We start from the raw sequence: 20,323 nt of genomic DNA, 5'->3' as shown, positions 1-20,323 counted from the left end.
GGCAAGACCCCGCCATCCGCCCAGGGAATCCAGAACATGCAATCGTCCACACTCGCTCTGCCACTGTCCGAATCCACCGCTGCCAACAGCGCCGTCAGCCAACGCCTGCCGAGCCCGCTGTTGCTCAAGCAGCAAATGCCGCTGTCCACTGCCCTCGCCGCCCAGGTCGAACGTCACCGCAAAGCCGTACGCGCCATCCTCGATGGTGAAGATTCGCGCCTGCTGCTGATCGTCGGCCCCTGCTCCCTCCATGACCCACGCTCGGCCCGCGAATACGCCCAACGCCTGGCACGGCTGGCCGAAGAGGTCAGCGACCAGATGCTGCTGGTCATGCGCGCCTACGTTGAAAAGCCACGCACCACCGTGGGCTGGAAAGGCCTGGCATACGATCCGCACCTGGATGGCAGCGATGACATGCACGCCGGTATCGCGCTGTCGCGCGGCCTGATGCTGAGCATGCTCGAATGCGGCCTGCCGGTGGCCACCGAGCTGCTGCAACCGATGGCAGCCGGCTACTTCGACGATTTGCTCAGCTGGGCGGCCATTGGCGCACGCACCACCGAATCGCAGATTCACCGCGAGATGGTCAGCGGCCTGGGCCTGCCGGTCGGCTTCAAGAACGGCACCGACGGCGGTGTCGGCATTGCCTGCGATGCGATTCGCAGCGCCGCCCACAGCCATCGGCACTTCGGTATGGATGCGCAAGGATTCCCGGCCATCATCGAAACCCTGGGCAACCCGGACACCCACCTTGTCCTGCGCGGTGGCAACAAAGGCCCCAACTACGACCCCCAGAGCATTGCCCAGGCGCGCCAGGGCCTGGCCAAGGCGGGCGTGAGTGCGCGGGTGATGGTCGATTGCAGCCATGCCAACAGCGGCAAAGACCCGATGCGCCAGCCCCAGGTGTTCAACGAGGTGCTGGAGCAGCGCTTGCAGGGCGACGCGTCACTGATTGGCATGATGCTCGAAAGCCATTTGTTCGACGGCTGCCAGGCACTGGGCACTGCACCGCTCAAATACGGGGTGTCGATCACCGACGGCTGCCTGGGCTGGGACGGGACCGAAGCGCTGTTGCGTCAGGGGGCGGCGGCATTGCGTGACATTGCGCAGGAAAAAACCGCTGCAATCCGGTAGTCTCGGCACTTTCTTGCAAAGGAGTATCTCCCATGGCCAAAGCCACTGCCCGTCACATCCTGGTTGCCACTGAAGACAAGTGCAATGAACTGAAGGCTCAGATCGAAGCCGGTGCCGATTTCGCCGAAATCGCCAAAGCCAACTCCACCTGCCCGTCCAGCCGTCAGGGCGGCGACCTGGGCTCGTTCGGCCCAGGCCAGATGGTCAAGGAATTCGACACCGTGGTGTTCAGCGCCCCGATCAACACCGTCCAAGGCCCGGTGAAGACCCAGTTCGGTTACCACCTGCTGGAAGTGACCAGCCGCCAGGACTGAGTCCTTCTCGCCCGAACCGGTCCACCCGGACCGGTTCAGGTGCAGCGTGCCAAGCTGCTAAGCTACAGCCACACCCGTGGGCACAGGTAGTCAGGCGCTTGCAATTAGTTCCTTCCTCTCTCGCTGTAGTCTTCGTCCTGATCCTGGCCTGGACCGATGCCGCCCTGGCAGCCCCCGGTCACGCCCTCACCGTCTATGGCGAAGCACCCCGCTACCCCGCCAACTTCAAGCATTTCGACTACGCCAACCCCGACGCCCCCAAAGGCGGCAGCCTGCGCCGCTCGGCCATCGAGATCGGCCAGTTCGACCATGTGTTGCCCTATATCGACAAAGGCACCGGCGTTGCCGAGGTCGATGGCTGGTTGTACGCGCCCCTGGCCGTGCGCTCGCAAGATGAGCCGTACACTGTTTACGGTCTGATCGCACGCCAGCTTGAGCGTGACCCCGCGGGCCTGTGGCTGCGCTTTTACCTCGACCCCCGTGCGCGCTTTGCCGATGGCCAGCCGGTGCGCGCCGAGGATGTGCGCTTCACCTACGACACGCTGATGCAAAAAGGCAACCTCAAGTTCCGCACCCAGTTCGCCGATGTCGAGCGGGTCGAGATAGAGGGGCCACGGCAGATCCGCTTTCACTTCAAGAGCAACCTGAACCGCACCCTGCCGCTGGACCTGGCCACCCTGCCGGTGCTGCCCGAGCATTGGTGGAAGGACCGCGACTTTGCCAGCGGCGGTGGTTTTGAAGCGCCCGTGGGCAGCGGCCCCTACCGTATCGGGCCAATCGACAATGGCCGCAGCATCACCTTTGAACGCGACCCGACCTGGTGGGCCCGGGACCTGCCGGTCAATCGCGGCCGCTATAACTTCGACCGCCTGCGCATCGAGTACTTCGGCGATACCGAAGTGGCGCGCCAGGTGCTGCGCGGCGGTGGTTTCGACTACAACCGCGAGTTCTCCGCCACCGGCTACTCCATCGGCTACAACAGCCCGGCGCTGGAAGACGGCCGCTTGCAACGCGCCCACCTGGCCAAGCAGGCACCGCAGACTGCCCAGGGCTTTGTCTTCAACCTGCAACGACCGGTGTTCAAGGACCGCCGCGTGCGCCAGGCGCTGGCCATGCTGTGGGATTTCGAGTGGAGCAACCGGCAGATGATGCGCAACCTGTACATCCGCCAGCAGAGCTTTTTCTCCAACAGCGTCCTGGCTGCCCGGGCCCTGCCCGATGCCGGCGAGCTGGCGCTGCTCGAACCCTTGCGCGGGCAGGTGCCCGACGAGGTGTTTACCCAGGTGTTCGAGGCGCCGCGCACCGACGGCTCGGGGCTGATTCGCGACAAGCAGCTGCAAGCCCTGGCCTTGCTCAAGGCGGCTGGCTGGAAGCCTGAAGGCGATCAACTGGTAAACGACCAGGGCGAGCCCCTGCAGTTCACCTTTCTCAACGCCCAAACCGGCTTCGAGCGCTTGCTGCTGCCCTGGAAGCGCAACCTGGCGCAAATTGGCATCACCCTCGACATTCGCCGGATCGACCCTTCGCAGTACGTCAACCGGCTCATGGCCCGGGACTACGACATGATCGTGACCGGCTACCCGGTCACCACCTCACCCGGCATCGAGCTGTACAACTTCTTTGGCTCGACCTCGGCCAACGATCCTGGTGCCAATAACTACATGGCCTTGCAAGACCCGGCGGTGGACCGGCTGATCGACGGGCTGGTCAAGGCCAGCACCCAGGCCGACATGCTGCGCCATGCCCACGCCCTGGACCGGGTGCTGCAATGGAACTACTACTGGATCCCCAACTACTATCCACCCGGCTCCTCCACCGTGTGGTGGAACCGCTTCGGCCTGCCCAAGGTACAGGCCAGCAACGACGAAGGCCTGGACAGCTGGTGGGAAGTCAGCCCCACGGCGCTGACCAACGCGCAGATGGCCGAGCGCCTCAAGGAGCAGCCATGACTGTCTACATCCTGCGCCGGCTGTTATTGATCATTCCGACCCTGCTGATCATCCTGCTGGTCAATTTCGTCATCGTCCAGGCTGCGCCTGGTGGCCCGGTGGAGCAGGCCATTGCCCGTTTGCAGGGCATCGGCGGCGGCGCGCCGGGGGCCAGCGTCGAAACCCTGCATGCCAGCTCCCGGGCCAGCCGTGGCCTGGACCCGAAACTGATCGAAGACATCAAGCGCCAGTACGGCTTCGACAAGTCGGCACCGGAACGCTTGTGGCTGATGCTGGGCCAATACGCACGGCTGGACTTCGGCAACAGCTTCTTTCGTGGCGCCAAGGTCACCGACCTGATTCTGGAGAAGATGCCGGTAACCTTGTCGCTGGGCTTCTGGGCCACATTGATCACCTACCTGGTGTCCATTCCCCTGGGGATTCGCAAGGCCGTGCGGCACGGCACCGCATTCGATGCCTGGAGCAGCAGTCTGATCGTGATTGGCTATGCCTTGCCATCGTTCCTGTTCGCCTTGCTCTTGATCGTGCTGTTCGCCGGCGGCACTTCGCTGAACTGGTTCCCGGTGCGCGGCCTGGTGTCGGAGGACTTTGATCAGCTCAGCCTGCTGGGCAAGGTGGCCGATTACTTCTGGCACCTGGTGCTGCCGGTCGGGGCCCTGGTGATCGGCGGTTTCGCGACCCTGACCCTGCTGACCAAGAACGCCTTCCTCAACGAGATCACCCGCCAGTACGTCATCACCGCCCGGGCCAAGGGCCTGAGCGAGCGGCGGGTGCTGTACGGCCATGTGTTTCGCAACGCCATCCTGCTGGTGGTGGCCGGCATTCCCCAGGCATTGATCACGGTGTTCTTTGCCGGTTCGCTGCTGATCGAGGTGATCTTCTCCCTCGATGGCCTGGGGCGCATGAGCTATGAGGCGGCGGTGTCGCGGGACTATCCGGTGGTGTTCGGCTCGCTGTTCATCTTCACCCTGTTCGGCCTGTTGATCCGCCTGGTCGGTGACCTGTGCTACACCCTGGTCGATCCGCGTATCGACTTTGCCACGAGGGCCCATTGATGTTCAGCCTTTCGCCGGTTTCGCGCAGACGCCTGCAGGCTTTCCGGCGCAACCGCCGGGGCTGGTACTCATTGTGGCTGTTCGGCATTTTGCTGGTGCTGAGCCTGGGCGCAGAGCTGGTGGCCAACGACAAGCCGCTGGTGTTGAGCTACCAGAACCAGCTGTATTTCCCGGCCTTCAAACGCTACACCGAACAGGAATTCGGCGGCCAGCTGCTGTTCCAGCCCGACTACCGCAGCCAGTACGTGCAGCAACTGATCAAGGATCAGGGCGGCTGGATGCTGTTCGCGCCCGTTCCCTTCAGTGCCGACACCCCCAACTACGACCTGCAACAACCCACCCCGAGCCCGCCGACCGCGGTGAACTGGCTGGGTACCGACGACCAGGCGCGCGATGTGCTGGCCCGGGTGCTGTATGGCACGCGGGTGTCGATCCTGTTCGCCCTGGCCCTGACGGTGATCAGCACGGTGATCGGCATTGCCGCCGGTGCCTTGCAGGGTTATCACGGCGGCTGGGTCGACTTGATCGGGCAGCGCTTGCTGGAGGTGTGGTCGGGGTTGCCGGTGCTCTACTTGCTGATCATCCTCAGTGGCTTTGTGGAGCCGAATTTCTGGTGGTTGCTGGGCATCATGGCGCTGTTTTCCTGGCTGGCCCTGGTGGACGTCGTGCGTGCCGAGTTCCTGCGCGGGCGCAACCTGGAATACGTGATGGCCGCCCGCGCCCTGGGCCTGCAGGATCGCTGGGTGATCCTGCGGCACATTCTGCCCAACGCCATGAACGCCACGCTGACCTTCCTGCCGTTCATTCTCACCGGCGCCATCACCACCCTCACCGCCCTGGACTTTCTCGGCTTCGGCATGCCCGCCGGCAGCGCCTCGCTGGGCGAACTGGTGAACCAGGGCAAGCAGAACCTGCAGGCACCCTGGTTGGGCTTCACCGCGTTTTTCTCGCTGGCGCTGATCCTGTCCCTGCTGGTGTTCATCGGCGATGCCTTGCGCGAAGCCTTCGATCCACGGGCATAATCCCAGCCTTTGACCTCCAGGGAGCGGCCCATGCCTGCCAGTGACAGCCTCAAGGATTACCAGCAGGTGCGCCTGCAGGCGATCCGATCACTGTTTGAAATCATCGAGCAGTCCAGTGAAGGCACCCTCATTGTCGACCGCGATGCCCGCATCGTCTGGATGAACGAGCGCTATGCCCGGCGCTTTGGCCTGGAGAACGCCGCCAGCGTCATCGGCCAGCCGTGCGAAAGCGTGATTCCCGGCAGCCTGATGCGCGAGGTCTTGAGTAACGGCCGCCCGATCCTCCTCGACATGCTCGATACCCCAAAGGAGCCGTTGGTGGTCATGCGCTTGCCGGTGCATGACGGCAACGGTGAGCTGGTCGGCGCCATCGGCTTTGCCCTGTTCGACGAACTGCGCAGCCTCTCGCCCCTGCTCAAGCGCTACGCCAGCATGCAGCAGGAGCTGGCCTCGACCCGCTCGTTGCTGCGGGCCCGCCAGGCCAAGTACAGCTTTGCCCAGTTCATTGGCACCAGCGCTGCCAGCCTTGAGGTCAAGCGTCGCGCCCGGCGTGGCGCGAGCAGCGATTCGGCCGTGTTGCTGCTGGGTGAGACCGGCACCGGCAAGGAACTGCTGGCCCATGCCATCCATGCGGCCTCGTCACGGGCGCACAAGGCCTTTGTCAGCATCAACAGTGCGGCGATCCCCGAGACCCTGCTCGAAGCCGAGTTCTTCGGCACCGCCCCCGGCGCCTACACCGGTGCCGACCGCAAGGGCCGCCCCGGCAAGTTGCAACTGGCCGAAGGCGGCACCCTGTTCCTGGACGAGATCGGCGACATGCCGCTGCCGTTGCAAAGCAAGCTGCTGCGGGTACTCCAGGAAAAGGAGTACGAGCCCGTGGGTTCCAACCAGATGATGCACAGCGACGTGCGCATCATTGCCGCCACCTCCACCGACCTCTCGGCAGCCATGGCCCGGGGCGAGTTTCGTGCCGACCTGTACTACCGGCTCAATGTACTGCCGATTCAGGTGCCGCCGCTGCGCGAGCGCCTGGATGACTTGCCGGCCCTGAGCGAGGCGATTCTTGAAGAACTGGGCAGTCAGCATGAGCTGGACCCTGACGCCCAGGCCTTGCTGGCCCGGCATGCCTGGCCGGGGAATATCCGTGAACTGCGTAACGTGCTGGAGCGCGCGACCTTGCTGGCGGATCAGCCACGGCTGCATGCCCAGGATGTTCAGGCCGCGCTGGGCAATCTGGCGCCCCTGGCCGTGCAGGCGCCGCAGTTGAGCTATAAACAGGCGTGTGCCGAGTTCGAGCGCAAGCTGTTGCTGGACACCCTCGCGCGCTGTGCCGGGAATGTGCCGCAGGCCGCGCAGATACTGGGGTTGGGGCGTTCGACCTTGTACAAGAAGTTGGTTGCGCTCGGGGCTTCGTCTCAATAGAGAGACTTGGGTTTCTTATTCGAGACTGATCGCGGAGCAAGCCCGCTCCTACCGTCTGTGGGAGCGGGCTTGCCCCGCGATTCTCAATACAGAGACAAAGCTCTTCAGCAGAACGAAAATTCTCATATATTTCAACAACATAGGTACTTGGCACGATTCCCGCTATCTCCAGCCACCAACAAAAACAAGATGCACCCAAGGAGACACTCGATGAGTGTGATCATCGCCCTGGCAGCCCTGGCGCTGCTGATGCTGGCTGCTTACCGTGGTTATAGCGTTATCCTCTTCGCCCCCATCGCCGCCCTCGGCGCGGTATTGCTCACCGACCCTTCCGCGGTCGCCCCGGCCTTTACCGGCGTGTTCATGGAGAAGATGGTCGGCTTCATCAAGCTGTACTTTCCGGTGTTCCTGCTCGGCGCCGTGTTCGGCAAGCTGATCGAGCTGTCGGGCTTTTCCCGGTCCATCGTTGCCGCGGCCATCCGCGTGCTGGGTACCCGCCAGGCCATGCTGGTGATCGTGCTGGTGTGCGCCTTGCTGACCTATGGCGGGGTGTCGCTGTTCGTGGTGGTCTTTGCGGTGTACCCGTTCGCCGCCGAGATGTTCCGCCAGAGCAACATCCCCAAGCGCCTGATCCCGGCGACCATCGCCCTGGGCGCATTCTCCTTCACCATGGACGCCTTGCCCGGCACCCCGCAGATCCAGAACATCATCCCCAGCACCTTCTTCAACACCACCGCCTGGGCCGCGCCGTGGCTGGGGTTGATCGGCACGGTGTTCGTGTTCTGCACCGGCATGCTGTACCTGCAACGCCAGCGCAACAAGGCCCAGCGCGCCGGCGAAGGCTATGGCACAGCGCTGCGCAACGAGCCGGAAACCGCGGCCGACCTCAAGCTGCCCAACCCCTGGCTTGCGCTGTCGCCGTTGCTGCTCGTGGGGGTTATGAACCTGCTGTTTACCCACTGGATTCCTGCCTGGTACGGCAAGACCCATACCCTGAGCCTGCCGGGCATGAGCGCCCCGGTGCAAACCGAGATCGCCAAGCTCACGGCCATCTGGGCCGTTGAGGCAGCCTTGTTGCTGGGTATCCTGCTGGTGCTGGTGGCGGGCTTCGGCGCGATCAAGAGTCGCCTGGCCGAAGGCAGCAAAAGTGCGGTCAGCGGCGCATTGCTGGCGGCGATGAACACCGCATCCGAATACGGCTTCGGCGCCGTGATCGCCTCGTTGCCAGGCTTCCTGGTGCTGGCCGACGCGCTCAAGTCGATTCCCAATCCGCTGGTCAACGAAGCGATCACCGTTACCTTGCTGGCCGGTATCACAGGCTCGGCATCTGGCGGCATGAGCATCGCCCTGGCCGCGATGTCCGACACCTTCATTGCGGCGGCCAACGCCGCCAATATTCCCCTTGAGGTGCTACACCGGGTGGCCGCCATGGCCAGTGGCGGCATGGACACCCTGCCGCACAACGGCGCGGTGATCACCCTGCTGGCGGTTACGGGCCTGACCCACCGCGAAGCGTACAAGGACATTTTTGGTATTACCCTGATCAAGACCCTGGCCGTGTTCGTGGTTATCGCCACGTACTACGCGACCGGCATCGTCTAAGGAGCAACCCATGAATCTGAACGGCAAGACAGCAGTGGTCACCGGTTCCACCAGCGGCATCGGCCTGGGGATTGCCCATGTCCTGGCCCGGGCCGGGGCCAACCTTGTGCTCAACGGCTTTGGCGATGCCAGTGCAGCCATCGCCGAGGTGGCCCGCCACGGCACCCGCGTGGGCCATCACCCGGCGGACCTCAGCGATGTGAAGCAGATCCAGGACCTGTTCGCCTATGCCGAGCGCGAGTTCGGCAGTGTCGACATCCTGGTCAACAACGCCGGCATCCAGTTTGTGTCGCCGGTGGAGGAGTTCCCGGTGGAGCGCTGGAACTCGATCATTGCTGTCAATCTGTCTGCGGTGTTCCACGGTACCCAATGGGTGCTGCCGGGCATGCGCCAGCGCAACTGGGGACGGATCATCAACATCGCCTCGGTGCACGGCCAGGTCGGCTCCGTGGGCAAGGCTGCCTACGTCGCCGCCAAGCACGGGGTGGTGGGGCTGACCAAAGTGGTGGGCCTGGAAACCGCCACCAGCAACGTCACCTGCAATGCCATCTGCCCGGGCTGGGTGCTGACGCCGCTGGTGCAAAAACAGATCGATGACCGCATTGCCAGTGGCGTGCCGGCACAACAGGCCCAGCATGATCTGTTGGCCGAGAAGCAGCCTTCCCTGGCCTTCGTCACTCCCGAACACCTGGGTGAACTGGTATTGTTCCTCTGTAGCGAAGCTGGCAGTCAGGTTCGTGGTGCTGCCTGGAACATTGATGGCGGTTGGCTGGCCCAGTGACGGGCGGCCCGGGATCTGGCTGCGGCTCGTGCTTTTTTATCTGCAAGGAGGCCTTATGCGCCCTATCACCCTCACTGCGCTGTTCACCCTGACCCTGGCTGTCGGTACTTCGGTACAGGCCGCCAGCCTCAAGGATGTAGCGCCCTACCCCGAGGCCGAAAAAGGCTTTACCCGCCAGGTGATCCACCTGCCGCAACAGGCCGATGAATCGGCATTCAAGCTCGAAGTCATGGCCGGCAAACAGCTGCAGGTCGACTGCAACCGCCAGCACCTGGGCGGCAGCCTTGAAGAGAAAACCCTGCAAGGCTGGGGCTACAGTTACTACCGCCTGGAAAAAGTCATGGGCCCGGCCTCGACCCTGATGGCCTGCCCGGACAACACCAAGAAAGAAGCCTTTGTGCCCGTGGTCGGCGACGGTTTCCTGCTGCGCTACAACAGCAAGCTGCCGGTAGTGGTCTACGTGCCCGAAGGCGTCCAGGTGCGCTACCGCATCTGGTCGGCCTCGAATGAAGTGAAGAACGCTACAGTGGAATAAAGGGGTCCAACCAAGGGGACGCGGCATGAACGACGTGCTCTGGCAGCCGAGCAAGGCCCGCATCCGGGCAACCCGCATGGATGCCTTTCGTCGTGAGGTCAACCGCAGGTTCAACCTCACGCTTGGCGACTATGACGAGCTGCACCGCTGGAGCATCGACCAGCGTGCCGCGTTCTGGCAGACCCTGGCCGACACCTTTGCGGTGCGTTGGCATCAGCCGGCCACCGCCGTCCTCAGTGAAGGTCCACAGATGCCCGACGCCCGCTGGTTCAGCGGCGCCACCCTCAACTTTGCCGAACACCTGCTGCGCCGGCGCGATGCGCGGCCGGCGCTGATCGTTGTGCGCGAAGAAGGTGAACGCCGGGTCATCAGCCACGCCGAGCTCGCCGCGCAGGTCGCCGGCTTGCAGCGCAGCTTCAAGGCCTGCGGCATCGGCGTCGGCGACCGGGTTGCCGCGTGCATGCCCAACACCTGGCAAACCCTGGTGGCCATGCTGGCCTGCACAAGCCTGGGTGCCATCTGGTCCTGTTCATCGCCCGAGTTCGGAACCCACGGCATCATCGACCGCTTCGGCCAGATCGAGCCCAAGCTGCTGATGGTGTGTGCGGGCTACCACTACGCCGGCAAGAGCATCGACCAGGTCGACAAGATCAACGAGGTACTGGCCCAGCTGCCGAGCCTCGAGCAACTGCTGGTGGTGCCCTACACCCGGCCGCACACCCGCAGCGACGAATTTCACAGCAATGCCCGCATCAGCCTGTGGGACGACTTCTACCAAGCCGGCGGCGAGCCGCAGTTCACCCCGCTGCCGTTCGATCACCCGCTGTACATCCTCTATTCCAGCGGCACCACCGGCGTACCCAAGTGCATCGTTCACAGTGCCGGTGGCGTACTGCTGCAGCACCTCAAGGAACACGGCCTGCACAACGACCTGGGCCCGGACGATGTGCTGTTCTACTACACCACCTGCGGCTGGATGATGTGGAACTGGCTGGTCAGCGGCCTGGCCGTGGGCAGCGCCCTTGTGCTGTATGACGGCTCACCCTTTCATCCTGCCCCGCAGCGCTTGCTCGACCTGATCGACAGCGAGCGGATCACCGCCTTCGGCACCAGCGCCAAGTACCTGGCCGCGCTGGAGCATGCCCAGGTGCAGCCGCGCCTGAGTCACCGCTTGGGTTCGCTCAAGCTATTGCTGTCGACCGGGTCACCGCTTTCGCCGCAGAGCTACGACTACGTCTACCGCGAGTTCAAGAAAGACCTGTGCCTGGCGTCAATGTCTGGCGGCACCGATATCTGCTCGTGCTTTGTGATCGGCAACCCGGTGCTGCCGGTGCGCCGTGGCGAGATCCAGTGCAAGAGCCTGGGGATGGCGGTTGAAGTCTGGGACGATGACGGCCATGTCCTGATCGGGAAAAAAGGCGAGCTGGTTTGCACCCGGCACTTTCCAGCCATGCCCCTGGGATTCTGGAACGATCCCCAAGGCGAGCGTTTTCGCGCTGCCTATTTCACTCAGTTCCCCGGCGTGTGGGCCCAGGGTGACTACGCCGAACAAACGCCCGAAGGCGGCATGCTCATCCACGGCCGCTCGGACGCGGTACTCAACCCTGGCGGGGTGCGCATCGGCACCGCAGAGATCTACCGGCAGGTGGAGAAAATCGGCGAGGTGCTCGAGAGCGTTGCCATCGGCCAGCGCTGGCAGAACGATGTGCGCGTGGTGCTGTTCGTGCGGCTTCAAGCAGGCGTCGTACTGGATGAAGCGCTGCAGGCACGGATTCGCCAGGAAATCCGCAGCAACACCACCCCCCGGCATGTACCGGCGGTGATCGCCGCCGTCAGCGATATTCCCCGTACCATCAGCGGCAAGATCGTCGAGCTGGCGATTCGCAACGTGGTGCATGGGGAGCCGGTGAAGAACACCGATGCCCTGGCCAACCCCGAAGCGCTCGAGCAATTTCGTGACCGCCCGGAATTGCGCGATCAGGCATAATGGCGCGTTTTCCGCATCGCAAAGGCATTTAGAAATGAAAGCACAGGCCCGGCACATTCTGGTCAAGACCGCTGAAGAAGCCGAACAACTCAAGCAGCGCATCGCCAAGGGCGAGGCGTTCGATGTGCTGGCCAAGAAGTACTCCACCTGCCCGTCCGGCAAACGCGGCGGTGACCTGGGCGAAGTACGCCCAGGGCAAATGGTCGGGGCAATCGACCAGGTCATCTTCAAAAAACCGCTGCGCACCGTTCACGGCCCGATCAAGAGCAAGTTCGGCTATCACCTGGTGCAGGTGTTCTACCGCGACTAGAGGCTGTCGCTGCGCCGGCCGGCCCGCAGCCTGTGCTGGTCGGCAAGATCGTTGCGAAGACCGACGATCAGATTGGAAATGGCCCGGCTGCTGGTCAACTGGTCAGCGCTGATGCCGGTCACCAGCAGATCGACGCGTTCACAACTGCGGTCGAAAACCCGCACCGTCAGCGAACGGTCTGCAGCCTGGGTGCATTGGCAGCGCACCGGCAGAAAGCTGCTTTCAATGATGTTGCGTAACTCCAGGGTAGAAAGCATCGGTATGTCTCCTTGGCAAGTGGCGGGCAACGTTTCCATGTGCCCGATTCCAGCCACAAGCCTAGGGCATTTCCGTCGTCAGGCTCAGATCCTTTCTCTATAAGCCCTTTACCTCAGCGCCTCATGCACGGCGTGCCGCTAACAGGCCCGCACCGGCCAGGCCGAGCAACGTGGCGCTGACCCGGTTGAACAGCCGGCGCGGGCCAGGCTGGTTGAACCAGCGCTGCAGGTACGCCCCTAGCCAGCCGTAAAGGGCGATGGCCAGCCACTCCAGCAGCAGGAACATCCCGCCCAGCCAGGCAAACTGCTCGGCCACCGGCACCGGACTGCCGACCTGGATGAACTGTGGCAGGAACGCGGTGAAGATCAGAATGGCCTTGGGGTTGCCCGCAGCCACCCAGAATTCCTGGCGGGCCAGGCGCAAGGTGCCCCTGCTCCGTTCGACGACCACGGCGCCGGTGGCCACGGGCGCGCGCCACAGTTGCCAGGCGATGTAGAACAGGTAGGCAGCACCCAGCACCTTGATGGTCAGGAAAAGGTACTCGCTGGTGTGCAGCACCACCGCCAGGCCCATGGCCGCCAGCACGATCATCCCGGCGAACGCCAGCAACCGCCCCACACCTGCCACACAGGCAGTTCGCAAGCCGTAGCGGCTGGCATTGTTCAAGGACAGGAGGTTGTTCGGGCCTGGGGCCATGTTCAAGGCGAAGCAGGCGGGCACGAACAAGGCGAGTGTGGACAGCTCCATGGTGGTTCTCCGGTGGCAAGGCCACAAGGTTCCGGCCAGGACACGACCAGCGTCAAGGTACAGTTGCGATTGAAAACTGTGCGCCCATACTCCGCGGGCAGCGATTGACTTCCAGCGTGCAATCCACTTGCATGGTCACCCAGCACCTCGCCAGCAGAGACAGCCCATGAGCATGACGCAACAGACGGTACTGTGCCCGGACGGCACCCGCTTGAACGCTTCGCTGCACGCCCCCGACAACGAACCTGCACAGGCGCCGGTCATCGTGATCGCCGGCGCCCTGGGGGTGCCGATGCGCTTCTACAGCCGGTTCGCAGGGTTTCTCACCGACCAGGGCTATCGGGTGCTGACGTTCAACTACCGGGGCACCGGCACAACGCCCGGGGCGGTCGATCCTAGATTGCTGCGCCTGGAAGACTGGGGCCGCCAGGACCTCGACAGCATGGTTGGCACCGCCCTGGCGCTGGCCGACGGACAACCGGTCTACCTGATCGGGCACAGCATCGGCGCCCAGTTGCTCGGCCTCGCCGAACGCTCCCAGGCCTTGCAGGGTGCCGTCTTCGTTGGTGCCTCGTTCGCCCACTGGCGGCGCTGGCCCATGCCTCAGCGCGTGAAGTACTGGACCTTGTTCAAGCTGCTCATCCCTGTGCTCACACGCCTGTCACCCACCTTCCCCGCCCGCGCCGTGGGCCTTGGATCGCAGAACCTGCCCAGCAGCCTGATGCGCGATTGGGCGACGTGGGTCAACCAGCCAGACTACTTGCTGTCGCCTGCGGCCGGGCTGGAGGCCGAAGGGGCCTACCGCGCCCTCTCGCTCAAGGTGCTGTCGTTGCAGTTCGCCGATGACCACTACGTGCCCGCCGCCGCGGCGCAAAAGCTGTACAGCAGCTACCCCGCCATACAGTTCGAGCTGCGCCACAAAGCCGATTTGCCCGCGCCTGTCGGGCATTTCGGCTTTTTTCGCGAAGTCAGCGGTGCGCCGTACTGGCCGGAATTACTGACCTGGTTACACGCACAACGCCCGGTATCGAGCGCAACACAGCATGTCTAGGGCCGCTGAAGTTCACAGCGGCTTCTGGCGCGACCCGGCACTGCCGTTCGTGGAAAGCCGCCAGGCGTGTCATAGCCGTGCCTGCTACAAGCCCCACAGCCACCCGACCTTTTCCATCGGCGCGGTGGACCAGGGCCGCAGCCTGTTTACCGGTGCAGGCCAGGGGCAGGCCCGATTGGAGCCCGGCTCGCTGGTTTTTGTACCTGCCCGGCGCATGCACGCCTGCAACCCGGAACCCGGCACGGCCTGGAGCTACCAGATGCTGCACCTGGACGCTGCCTGGCTGCAGGCCCTGCGCCGGGAATCTGGCCAGTCGACCGACGACACAGAGCCGGTACGCATCAGCCGCGACCGGCAAACCTACCAACGCCTGTGCCGGCTCAACCAGGTGTTGTTCTCATGCGCGTCGGCGGTGGAAAAAGAAGCCGCGCTGATCGAGTTCCTGGGTGACTTCGATGCCGATACCCATCCGCCGTTAATGCACTCGGTGCTGCCCTCCCTGCCGGACGGCGCGCTCAAGACCGTGGTGCAATACCTGCAAGAGGAGGCCCACCACACCCTGTCGCTCGCTGAGCTGGCCGAGCGGGCCGGCATGGGCCGCTACCAGCTGATTCGTGCCTTTCGCGCCACCACCGGCTTTACCCCCCATGCCTACCAATTGAATCAGCGGGTGAACCTGGCCCGCGGCTGGCTGCGTGAGGGCGCGCCGGTTGCCGATATCGCCTACCGCCTGGGCTTCGCCGACCAGAGCCACTTTCAGCGTGTGTTCAAGGCCCATACGGGTATCACGCCGGGTCGCTACCGCGGCTGACCGCCGTGCAATTTTGTTCAATACAGCCACAGCCGCCTGCCCGGACAATCGCCAGCCCTACCGCTGATCAAGATCGAGTCCCATGGAGCAGTTCCTGATGGTTGCCGCCGCGCATTTTCTCGCCCTGCTGTCGCCCGGGCCGGATTTTTTCCTGGTGGCGCGCAGTTCGATGAGCGCAGGCTGGCGCGTGGCGACCGGTGCCTGCCTGGGCATCGCCTTGGCCAACGGGGCGTTTATCCTTGCGGCCTTTGCCGGGCTGTCGGCACTGCAGCCGCACAGCCCGGTATTCACCGCCGTTCAACTGGCCGGCTGCGCTTACTTGCTGTACATCGGTTGGCTGTTCATGCGCCATGCCAATGGGCATTCGCTGTCGGCCGCCGACACTACGACCGTGGTGCACGCCTCCTGGTGGCAGGGGCTGGGCATGGGCTTCATGTCCGGGATCCTCAATCCGAAGAACGCGCTGTTCTATGTGAGCCTGGCGAGCATGGTCGGCGGTGCCAGCCTTGGCTGGAAGCTGTTCTATGGCGTGTGGATGTTCGCCGTGGTGCTGGGCTGGGATGTGCTCGTGGCCTTGGCGATCGGCAACCTGAGCGTTCGCCGCCGCTTCGCCCGAGCGCTGCCGTGGCTCGAACGGATATCGGGAGCGGTGCTGGTGCTGCTGGCCCTGGGGGTGATCATCCACCTGGCATGGGATTGGCCAGCGTGAGGGTGCCGAGCTCAAGCAGGCTGAAGTGGCCACGGGACCAGCCACCGGTGTCGATATGCCAGATGTTGCCCAGCACCCGAACCCTGTGCAGCGGCGTATGGCCTACGATCAGCGCGCGCAGTCCGGCAACCGGGGTGTCGTCATCCCTCTGCAGTCGACGGCGCGACCACTGGCAATACTCCTGAACGTCTTTGCCAGGGCCAGCCTGCAACTGCTCACACAACTCGGGCCAACTGGCGCACGGACAATCGGCATGCAGCAGGCCCACCACGCCGTCGGGTGTCTGGATTTCGAGCGCCAGGGGCATTTGCGCAAAACGCTTGGCAAAGCGCGCCTGTTCACTGGCCGGCAAGTCGAGGAACCAGCCACCCCCCGCGGCACGGTACTGGTCGTAGTCGAGCCAGCCGCCACTGACATGCGTCACCGCCAATGCCTCGTGGTTGCCCTGCACGGCATGGAACCAGGGTTGCTCCAGCCAGTGCAGCGCCTGGGTACATTCAGGGCCGCGGTCAACCAGATCACCCACGCTGAACAAGCGATCGACGCGGGGATTGAACGCGATCACGTCCAGCTGCGCCTGCAGACGCGCAAAATGACCATGAATATCGCCCACGGCAAAGTCCCGGCCCTGCTGATTGGCGGCAAACCGCTCGATCCGACTCACGTGCCCCGCTCCTGATTTCCCACCCTTGCAGGCGTACAATAGACGCTGTGCAGACCACTGCACCTGGAGGTGAATCATGCGCCCTGCCCTGACCTTTGTCGCGCTGAGCCTGCTGGCATCGAGCAGCCTGGCGCAGCCCCCCTCGGGGTCCAATGTCGAGGTCATTTACGACAAGCCCGAACAGTTTCGCGATGCAAGCCTGGACAGCCACGGCTACGAGCGCGGCGCCGATGAATACGTCATGACAGAACTGCGCAAATACCTGGAGCAACTGGGCAAGCGCTACCTGCCACCTGGCCAGACCCTGCGCATCGATATCCGTGACATCGACCTGGCTGGCCGCTATGAGCCCTGGCACCCTCAGGCCTATGAAATCCGCTTCATGCGTGAAATCACCTGGCCGACCATCGACCTGCACTACGTGCTGACGCAACAGGGCAAGACCCTGAGCCAGGCGGATGCCCGCGTGAGCGACAAGACCTATCTGCAACGCCCTGGCCGCCGTACCCAGAGCGATCGCCTGTACGCCGAAAAGGCCATGCTCGATGAATGGTTTCGCAAGCAATTTGCGCCGCAGCGCCACACTTCATCCTGAACCTGTCGAACTGCCGGCGTTTGCGCGAGGTCCAAGCAGACAAGCCTGTTCCGTTTGAACAGCGCAAGGAGGAACCCTAATGGTCACTCACTTCAAGGTTGCCGGCCACCTGGCCTGCGGACACCACGGAAACAAACTGGTCTCCACCACCGAACTCAACCGGGTCAAATGCCGCAGTTGTCGCAACACCGACGCCTACAAGGACGCCCGGCGCGAGCAACGCAACGCCGCCCGCCGCGCCGCACGCAAGGCCCGCGCCCACCCTGCGGCCAATGACTGGCGCACCGCCTGGACCGAACGCCTGACCGCCCTGCCTGGCTTGCAGCGTTTGCCTCGCGGCTTTCATGGTCAGGCGTTTGTTTAGTGGCGGATGCGCACTAACCTACGCAGTGCGATGGGCGCAACAGGGTACCTGCCATGTGCGGAAGACTCAGCCAGTACCACGGCATCCACGACTTCGTCGACGCCCTGAGCATGCCCAATCCGCTGGTCAACCACGTCGGCGACCAGCCCCTTGAGTGCTACAACGTCGCCCCATCCACCCGGGTAGCCCTGTTGCACCTCGCAGAAGGAGCCCTGCATGCCGATCGGGTGCGCTGGGGATGGCAGCCGCACTGGGCCACAGATCGCGCCCCGCCCATCAATGCCCGCGTCGAAAAAGTCGCCCACGGCGCGTTCTTCAGAGCCATCTGGCCACACCGGGCGATTGTGCCGATCGACAACTGGTTTGAATGGGTCGATGAAGGCGGGCCAAAAAAGCAGCCCTACCTGATCAGGCGCCGGGACGGGCGCCCGGCCCTGTGCGCAGGCATCGGCCAGTTCGGTGGCGAAGCGAGCGAGCAGGATGGCTTCGTCATCATCACCGCCGACAGCGTCGGCGGCATGGTCGATGTGCATGACCGACGGCCGGTGGTGCTGCCCCCCGAGCTGGCCCGGCAGTGGCTGGACCCCGCCTTGCCCAGGGAGCAGGCCGAACAGATGGCACTCAACCTGGGCGAGCCGCCTGAAGTGTTTGAGTGGTATCGCGTAGGCCTTGCCGTGGGAAACGTACGAAACCAGGGCGCCTCACTCCTACAGCCGGCGCCGTGAAGCACTACGCGTTACTCGATCCGGCCCTTGGGGATACTGCCGTCCCTGTGCTGCAGATAAAGGGTGTAGGGCAACACCAAGGTGTCGGCTACCCCTGAAAGCAGCATGTCAACCAGCATCAACCCCGCCGACGGCTGGCCGTAGCCACTGCTGTAATGCCCGGGTTCGGCATGCAGCGCGCAAAAATCCAGCATTGCGCCGCTGTAGACGCGTGGAACGGTGTCGCACTGCGATTGCCACTGGGCAAGCTGGTGACTTGCCACTTCGTCTGCCCTGAACACGGTGTTGATCGTTCCACAGCCGGTCAGGACCAGGGGACCCAATAGAATGGCCAAGTATTTCATTACGCACGTCCTTGCGACTATTGCGGTGATTGACTGAGATTGCCAGGTCATTGTCCCCGAACCGGGATCGGCATGCCAATCCAGCAACCGGACAAAGCCGGGATGTAGAACAAGGCGCCAAGTGTTACAATCGGCGGCTTTACGCCCACGCCCTACGCGCCGGCATCCGTGAACGTCGGCAGTACGACACGCGTCACACCTCTGGAAACCCCGCAGGAACCTCCCTTGATCTCCACCGCTAACATCACCATGCAGTTCGGCGCCAAGCCGTTGTTCGAGAACGTCTCGGTCAAGTTCAACAACGGCAACCGCTACGGCCTGATCGGCGCCAACGGCTGCGGCAAGTCGACCTTCATGAAAATCCTCGGCGGCGACCTGGAGCCGTCCAGCGGCCAGGTCATGCTCGAGCCGAACGTACGCCTGGGTAAACTGCGCCAGGACCAGTTCGCCTACGAAGAATTCACCGTGATCGACACCGTGATCATGGGCCACGAGGAACTGTGGCGGGTCAAGGCCGAGCGCGACCGTATCTACTCGCTGCCGGAAATGACCGAAGAAGACGGCATGGCCGTGGCCGAACTTGAAACCGAGTTCGCCGAGATGGACGGCTACACCGCCGAATCCCGCGCCGGCGAACTGCTGCTGGGCCTGGGTATTCCGCTGGAACAGCATTTCGGCCCGATGACCGAAGTCGCACCGGGCTGGAAACTGCGCGTGCTGCTGGCCCAGGCGCTGTTCTCCGACCCTGAAGTGCTGCTGCTCGACGAGCCAACCAACCACCTGGACATCAACACCATCCGCTGGCTGGAAAGTATTCTCACGGCGCGTAACAGCACCATGATCATCATTTCCCACGACCGTCACTTCCTCAACAGCGTCTGTACCCACATGGCTGACCTGGACTACGGCGAGCTGCGCCTGTTCCCGGGCAACTATGACGAGTACATGACCGCCGCCACCCAGTCGCGCGAGCAACTGCTGTCGGACAACGCCAAGAAGAAAGCCCAGATCGCCGAGCTGCAGACCTTCGTCAGCCGCTTCTCGGCCAACGCCTCCAAAGCCAAGCAGGCCACCTCGCGCGCCAAGCAGATCGACAAGATCCAGCTGGCCGAGGTCAAGCCATCGAGCCGCGTCAGCCCGTTCATCCGCTTCGAGCAGACCAAAAAGCTGCACCGCCAGGCAGTGACCATCGAGAAGCTGTCCAAAGGCTTTGAAGGCAAGACCCTGTTCCAGAACTTCAGCTTCACCGTTGAAGCTGGCGAGCGCGTGGCGATCATTGGCCCGAACGGTATCGGCAAGACCACCCTGCTGCGTACCCTGGTCGGTGAGCTGACCCCGGATGCCGGTGAGGTGAAGTGGACCGAAAGCGCAGAACTGGGCTACTACGCCCAGGACCACGCCCACGACTTCGAGGACGACGTCAGCCTGTTCGACTGGATGGGCCAATGGACCCAGGGCGAGCAAGTGATCCGCGGCACCTTGGGGCGCATGCTGTTCTCCAACGATGAGATCCTCAAGTCGGTCAAGGTGATTTCCGGTGGTGAGCAAGGTCGCATGCTGTTCGGCAAGCTGATCCTGCAAAAGCCGAACGTGCTGATCATGGACGAACCGACCAACCACCTGGACATGGAATCCATCGAAGCGCTCAACCTGGCGCTGGAGAACTACCCGGGCACGCTGGTTTTCGTCAGCCACGACCGTGAGTTCGTATCGTCCCTGGCGACCCGCATCATCGAGCTGAGCGCCACCGGCGTGGTGGACTTCAGCGGCACTTACGATGACTACCTGCGCAGTCAGGGTGTAGTGGTCTAAATCGCTCGCGGGGCAAGCCCGCTCCTACACCGTGTAGGAGCGGGCTTGCCCCGCGATCTGTTTAAAATTAGTTAGCCTGCTTCCTTTTATCCTCGCCGCCAGCGATCATGGGCCCTCTCCCACCGCCCGCCA

22 protein-coding genes are annotated in these 20,323 nt (G+C 63.5%); 18 read left to right on the top strand and 4 right to left on the bottom strand.

All coding sequences use genetic code 11. The features are described 5' to 3' along the window. The first annotated feature begins 36 nt into the window (after nucleotides 1-36). The 11 genes from U9R80_RS13745 to U9R80_RS13695 all read left to right on the top strand — a co-directional run bounded on the left by U9R80_RS13745 (nucleotide 37) and on the right by U9R80_RS13695 (nucleotide 12,111). Complete coding sequence (locus U9R80_RS13745; RefSeq protein ID WP_301837734.1) at nucleotides 37-1,134, top strand: 3-deoxy-7-phosphoheptulonate synthase; 1,098 nt, start codon at nucleotides 37-39, stop codon at nucleotides 1,132-1,134. 32 nt (nucleotides 1,135-1,166) lie between these two features. Next, nucleotides 1,167-1,448: a peptidylprolyl isomerase gene (locus tag U9R80_RS13740; RefSeq protein ID WP_301837735.1), complete on the top strand. Its 282-nt coding sequence runs from the start codon at nucleotides 1,167-1,169 to the stop codon at nucleotides 1,446-1,448. A gap of 137 nt (nucleotides 1,449-1,585) precedes the next feature. Next, complete coding sequence (locus tag U9R80_RS13735; RefSeq protein WP_442964974.1) at nucleotides 1,586-3,397, top strand: extracellular solute-binding protein; 1,812 nt, start codon at nucleotides 1,586-1,588, stop codon at nucleotides 3,395-3,397. Next, entirely contained in the window at nucleotides 3,394-4,452 is a 1,059-nt protein-coding gene (locus tag U9R80_RS13730) for a microcin C ABC transporter permease YejB (protein ID WP_301837738.1), read from the top strand. Before U9R80_RS13735 ends, U9R80_RS13730 begins: the two co-directional genes overlap by 4 nt. Beyond that, nucleotides 4,452-5,474, top strand: a complete 1,023-nt coding sequence (locus tag U9R80_RS13725; RefSeq protein WP_301837740.1) for an ABC transporter permease — start codon at nucleotides 4,452-4,454, stop codon at nucleotides 5,472-5,474. Before U9R80_RS13730 ends, U9R80_RS13725 begins: the two co-directional genes overlap by 1 nt. A 30-nt stretch (nucleotides 5,475-5,504) precedes the next feature. Further along, nucleotides 5,505-6,896 (top strand): sigma-54 interaction domain-containing protein, encoded by a 1,392-nt coding sequence (locus tag U9R80_RS13720; RefSeq protein ID WP_301837742.1) that lies wholly within the window; start codon nucleotides 5,505-5,507, stop codon nucleotides 6,894-6,896. Nucleotides 6,897-7,106: 210 nt separating this feature from the next. Continuing rightward, nucleotides 7,107-8,498 (top strand): GntP family permease, encoded by a 1,392-nt coding sequence (locus tag U9R80_RS13715; RefSeq protein ID WP_301837744.1) that lies wholly within the window; start codon nucleotides 7,107-7,109, stop codon nucleotides 8,496-8,498. Nucleotides 8,499-8,508: 10 nt separating this feature from the next. Then, nucleotides 8,509-9,279, top strand: coding sequence for a 3-hydroxybutyrate dehydrogenase (gene hbdH / locus U9R80_RS13710; RefSeq protein ID WP_301837745.1), 771 nt, complete (start codon nucleotides 8,509-8,511; stop codon nucleotides 9,277-9,279). Nucleotides 9,280-9,334: 55 nt separating this feature from the next. Next, the gene (gene eco / locus U9R80_RS13705; protein WP_301837746.1) at nucleotides 9,335-9,814 is read left to right on the top strand and encodes a serine protease inhibitor ecotin; all 480 of its coding nucleotides are present in this window, start codon (nucleotides 9,335-9,337) and stop codon (nucleotides 9,812-9,814) included. 25 nt (nucleotides 9,815-9,839) lie between these two features. After that, complete coding sequence (locus U9R80_RS13700) at nucleotides 9,840-11,801, top strand: acetoacetate--CoA ligase (protein ID WP_301837747.1); 1,962 nt, start codon at nucleotides 9,840-9,842, stop codon at nucleotides 11,799-11,801. Nucleotides 11,802-11,835: 34 nt separating this feature from the next. Beyond that, nucleotides 11,836-12,111: a peptidylprolyl isomerase gene (locus U9R80_RS13695; RefSeq protein ID WP_007932676.1), complete on the top strand. Its 276-nt coding sequence runs from the start codon at nucleotides 11,836-11,838 to the stop codon at nucleotides 12,109-12,111. Here U9R80_RS13695 and U9R80_RS13690 read toward each other — a convergent pair. Together U9R80_RS13690 and U9R80_RS13685 are read right to left on the bottom strand one after the other, a co-directional pair. Continuing rightward, nucleotides 12,108-12,368 (bottom strand): DUF1652 domain-containing protein, encoded by a 261-nt coding sequence (locus tag U9R80_RS13690; RefSeq protein ID WP_274115696.1) that lies wholly within the window; start codon nucleotides 12,366-12,368, stop codon nucleotides 12,108-12,110. The two genes, U9R80_RS13695 and U9R80_RS13690, sit on opposite strands and share 4 nt — an antisense overlap. Nucleotides 12,369-12,489: 121 nt before the next feature. Continuing rightward, entirely contained in the window at nucleotides 12,490-13,116 is a 627-nt protein-coding gene (locus U9R80_RS13685; protein ID WP_301837769.1) for a LysE family translocator, read from the bottom strand. Nucleotides 13,117-13,282: 166 nt separating this feature from the next. Between U9R80_RS13685 and U9R80_RS13680 the strand changes: the two genes are divergently transcribed. From U9R80_RS13680 to U9R80_RS13670, 3 genes are all read left to right on the top strand, one after another. Then, a complete protein-coding gene (locus U9R80_RS13680; protein ID WP_301837770.1) occupies nucleotides 13,283-14,167 on the top strand; it encodes an alpha/beta hydrolase family protein in 885 nt (294 codons plus the stop codon). Beyond that, complete coding sequence (locus U9R80_RS13675; protein WP_301837771.1) at nucleotides 14,160-14,978, top strand: AraC family transcriptional regulator; 819 nt, start codon at nucleotides 14,160-14,162, stop codon at nucleotides 14,976-14,978. The genes U9R80_RS13680 and U9R80_RS13675 overlap by 8 nt, the downstream gene beginning before the upstream one ends. 82 nt (nucleotides 14,979-15,060) lie before the next feature. Then, entirely contained in the window at nucleotides 15,061-15,687 is a 627-nt protein-coding gene (locus tag U9R80_RS13670; RefSeq protein ID WP_301837772.1) for a LysE family translocator, read from the top strand. Here U9R80_RS13670 and U9R80_RS13665 read toward each other — a convergent pair. Next, complete coding sequence (locus U9R80_RS13665; protein ID WP_301837774.1) at nucleotides 15,656-16,351, bottom strand: metallophosphoesterase; 696 nt, start codon at nucleotides 16,349-16,351, stop codon at nucleotides 15,656-15,658. The two genes, U9R80_RS13670 and U9R80_RS13665, sit on opposite strands and share 32 nt — an antisense overlap. A gap of 76 nt (nucleotides 16,352-16,427) precedes the next feature. On the opposite strand from U9R80_RS13665, the gene U9R80_RS13660 reads away from it, so the two are divergent. From U9R80_RS13660 to U9R80_RS13650, 3 genes are all read left to right on the top strand, one after another. Beyond that, nucleotides 16,428-16,946 (top strand): DUF3016 domain-containing protein, encoded by a 519-nt coding sequence (locus U9R80_RS13660; protein ID WP_301837776.1) that lies wholly within the window; start codon nucleotides 16,428-16,430, stop codon nucleotides 16,944-16,946. A 79-nt stretch (nucleotides 16,947-17,025) separates the two neighbouring features. Further along, on the top strand, nucleotides 17,026-17,310 hold the full coding sequence (locus U9R80_RS13655) for a hypothetical protein (RefSeq protein WP_301837778.1): 285 nt from the start codon (nucleotides 17,026-17,028) through the stop codon (nucleotides 17,308-17,310). A gap of 53 nt (nucleotides 17,311-17,363) precedes the next feature. Continuing rightward, a complete protein-coding gene (locus U9R80_RS13650; RefSeq protein ID WP_301837780.1) occupies nucleotides 17,364-18,035 on the top strand; it encodes an SOS response-associated peptidase in 672 nt (223 codons plus the stop codon). A gap of 11 nt (nucleotides 18,036-18,046) precedes the next feature. Here U9R80_RS13650 and U9R80_RS13645 read toward each other — a convergent pair whose 3' ends face one another. Continuing rightward, nucleotides 18,047-18,379, bottom strand: coding sequence for a YceK/YidQ family lipoprotein (locus tag U9R80_RS13645; protein ID WP_301837782.1), 333 nt, complete (start codon nucleotides 18,377-18,379; stop codon nucleotides 18,047-18,049). 225 nt (nucleotides 18,380-18,604) lie between these two features. On the opposite strand from U9R80_RS13645, the gene U9R80_RS13640 reads away from it, so the two are divergent. Beyond that, entirely contained in the window at nucleotides 18,605-20,191 is a 1,587-nt protein-coding gene (locus U9R80_RS13640) for an ABC-F family ATPase (protein ID WP_301837783.1), read from the top strand. The last annotated feature ends 132 nt before the right edge of the window (nucleotides 20,192-20,323 follow it).

Source organism: Pseudomonas sp. JQ170C, assembly GCF_035581345.1.
Classification (GTDB): Bacteria; Pseudomonadota; Gammaproteobacteria; order Pseudomonadales; family Pseudomonadaceae; genus Aquipseudomonas.
Note: the sequence above shows the minus strand (reverse complement) of the source record. Positions and strands in the feature narration are given on the sequence as shown.